Genomic DNA, 3,364 nt, shown 5'->3' on the forward strand with positions numbered 1-3,364 from the left:
GGCGGCCGCGGCCAGGTGCTCGACCGGGTCGACGCCTTGGGCTGCGACGAGCAGCAGGTGGGCGCGCAGCGCGGGCCAGGCGGGTTGCTCGGTCAGTCCGGGCACGACGTGGTCTGCCTGCCGGTCCAGGGCCGCGACTTTCGCGCGCCCGAGGAGGTCTTCGGCCGCGACACAGAGCGCGTCGTGGTACCGCTGGGTGGCATGGCCCAGGAGGGTGGCCGGGTCGTCCTGTTCGCGCAGCAGGGTGGTGGCCGATCGGGGGGCATCGTCGCGGGCGAGGATGTTCTCCAGCAGGTCGGTCGGGGTCTGTGGATGGTTCATCTCCGGCCGGATGACGCTGTGCGGGTCGCCGTCGCCGGCGACTTGCAGGTACACGTGGTTGGCGTGCTTGCCGCGGGTGAGCATGGTGTAGAGCTGCTGGCGCGACTGGTCGCCGGTGGCCAGGCCGTGCATGGTGTCGACCGACACGCCTTGGGCAGCGTGGACGGTGGTGGCGTAGCCCAGCTCGACGGACTCGGTCACGTAACCGGCGGGGAGGGTGACGGTGTGGCCGTGCCGGGTGTGCTGGACTCGCAGCCCGCCGTTGTTGGTGAGGGCCAGGACGGTCCAGCGGTCGCCGTTCTTGACCCAGTCGCTGGTCGTAGTGCGCAGCCGGCGATCGTTGGCGCGGGTGATGACCAGGTCGCCCATGCTGGCCTGGTTGCCGTCCGCCAACACCGCCGTGGGCAAGCCCTCGGCGCGGTCGGTGGCGCCGGCGAGCCGGTGCGCGCGGGCGCGCTGGTTGAGCTCGCTGACCAGGTCGCGAGTGGGGGCCAGCATGATCGAGTCGAGCCCGTTGCCGCGGTCGGCCCGCCAGGAGGTGAAGACGTCCTCGGTCAGGGTAGCCAGGTCACCGACGTGCACCCGGTGGTGGTCCAGGTAGAAGCCGAGCGCCTCGGTTCTGCCATCACGCAGGGCCAGGGAGGCGGCTGCTTCGGCCGGGTCGGCGAACCGGACCATCTCGGTGAGCCGGTTCGCCCCGTGGGTGGTTTGGATGTCGCGCAGCACGCCACCGGCGCCGATCGCGGCCAGTTGCTGGTCGTCGCCGATCAGCCGGACGCTGCCGCCCTGACCGATGATGTATTGGACGGCGGTGTCGAGGGAGAGGGTGTCGGCCATGCCGGCCTCGTCGATGATGACCAGGCAATCCGGTCCGATCCGTGCTGCCCACTGGGGCAGGACACCGGTCGCGATAGAGTGGGTCAGTTTGGCGAGGGTGTCGGTGCTGACCTGGATCTGGTCTCGCAGCGCGGCGGACGCGGCCGCCGACGGCGCGAGGCCAAGGACGTGACCTCCTGCTTCGGTCCACGCGGCGGCCAGGGCGCGCATGGCGGTGGTCTTGCCCGCCCCGGCGGGGGCGATCGCTAGCTGCAGCCGGGCACCGGAGGTGGCCATGTCAGCCACCAGCGCGGCCTGCCCGGCGTTCAGCGTGGCTCCGTTCGCGGTCTGTTCGAGCAGGGCCAGACCGACGGCCTCCGCGTCGATGCCACGGCCGCCGGCAAGGCCCGCGGCGTCGACCAGGCGCTGCTCGGCGGCCAGGATCCGGGCGGAGGTGAACAGGGTGGCGCCGGCCACGGTGTAGACGCTGGCGCCGTCTTGGCGGCGCAGCTGCGGCGGCTCGACCACGTCGGTCTCGGGCCGGGCCAAAGAGGTCGACAGTTCCGGGCCGAGCGCGTCGGCCACCACCTGGTCGATCACGTCGTCGATGACGGTGGGGGAGGCCGCGCTGGCGCGGAGCTGGCGCTGTGCCTCGGCGCGCACGTGCCAGACCTGCCAGGTGGAACGCCGCGACTCCAGCTCCGTGATGACGCTGCGCGCGACCTCGCCGGTGTCCAGGTCCGGTTCCGGTTGCAGCCGGTGGCGCCCACTGGGACGAAGCGCGGCCTGCACCATCGAGTCCACGCCGCGCCGGCCCCCCAGCGTGTCTTCGGCCTGCTCCCGCCAGGTGGCGCGCTGCTGGTCCAGCGTGCGCGGTTCGTGCTTGGCCTCGCGGGTCTCCAGGGTGGCCTGCTGGGCCAGCTGCACCTGTTCGATGGGGGTCGGTGGGCGCCCATGGTGGCGCTGGAAGTCGGTGGCGAGCTGGCTGCGACGCGCCTCGATGCTGGCGCGGCGGGCCGACCAGCGCTGGTTCAAGGCGGGGTCGACGCCGACGATTTCCCGCACCGGTCGCTGCCTAGCGTCACCCGAACCGGGGTTGTCGCGGTCGGCGAACTGCACCCCCAGGCCCTCGCGCAGGTGGCGTTCCAGCGCGGTGTTGTAGGTCTCCGACGCGGCGACGGTGGCCTTGAACAGCACCCGTCCGTCGATCGCCAGCCAGCGCCCGTCGAGCGTCTGGACCTTGTTGGCGACGGCGACGTGGGTGTGCAGGTCGGGGTCGCCGGCGCGGCTGTCGCGGTGGGTGAACGCGGTGGCGACCAGGCCGCGGACGTCGACCTGGCGCACTCCGTTGGTGCCTTCCCGGGTGAACAGGGCGTGCTGTTCGAGGAAGTCCAGCGCGTCCTTCACTGCGGCCTGGTGGGCCCGCTCGATCCGGGCGGCGATCTGCTGGTCGGCGACCGCCCACAGGGTCGAGACGCTCTTGACCGGGCTGAACGTGAGGTCGTACCCGGCCACCGCGGTGGTCCTGGGGTGGGAGTGTTTCGCGATCGTGCCGGCGATCTCCCGCGCGTCGGTGGGTTCGCGGCCGTGCTCGGCGGTGAAGAACTCGCGCGCGACCTGGGTGCGCACCAGGCCGCGGTCCTCGGCCGGCACGGGGTAGTCCGCCGGGTGTCCGCGCTGTTCGTTGAGTGCCTCGATCCGCTGGGCGACCTCGAGCCGGTAGACGGACACGTCGCCGGGGTAGACCTTGTACGGCTGGCCCAACCGGGTCACCGCGCGGACGTCCCGGTCGGTCAGGTCCGGGCCCTGCAACCGGTCCTGACGCTCGTGGGCCAGCGGGTGGTGCCCGGACCCGAACAGGGCCTGCATCTGCTCGGCGGTGACCGCGTCTCCGGCCGCGAGCCCGTCGATCCCGGCCATCCCCGAACCCACCCACACCCCCGGCGTCTCGCCCTTCTCGGTGTAGTAGGACGCCAGCCCGGTGTGGCCCTTGTCGGTGGCATCCAGCGCCGCGACCTGCCGGGTCAGGTAGTCATACCCCGACCCCGCGGTCAGCTTGTGGATGCTCATCGTCACGCCTCCCGAAGGCATGACAGGGTGGGCTGGTGATCAGTAGTTGAAGATTCAAGATTGGTGGAGGGGTCGTATTCGGTTGGAGCGAATGCCAAGCCCCCCATCGTGGGCTGGCGACGTTGGCGGTGGCGCCCCGAATGGTCAGCAGGGCGGA

Annotated in this window: 1 protein-coding gene; it reads right to left on the reverse strand. The window is 71.8% G+C overall.

Annotation, left to right across the window (positions count from 1 at the left end; genetic code table 11):
- Window positions 1-3,207: MobF family relaxase (gene mobF / locus FRW57_RS19185; RefSeq protein WP_152186786.1), on the reverse strand; the 3,207-nt coding region annotated here is incomplete at its 3' end.
- Window positions 3,208-3,364 lie beyond the last annotated feature (157 nt).

Source organism: Segeticoccus rhizosphaerae (genome assembly GCF_009192725.1).
Lineage (GTDB): Bacteria > Actinomycetota > Actinomycetes > Actinomycetales > Dermatophilaceae > Segeticoccus > Segeticoccus rhizosphaerae.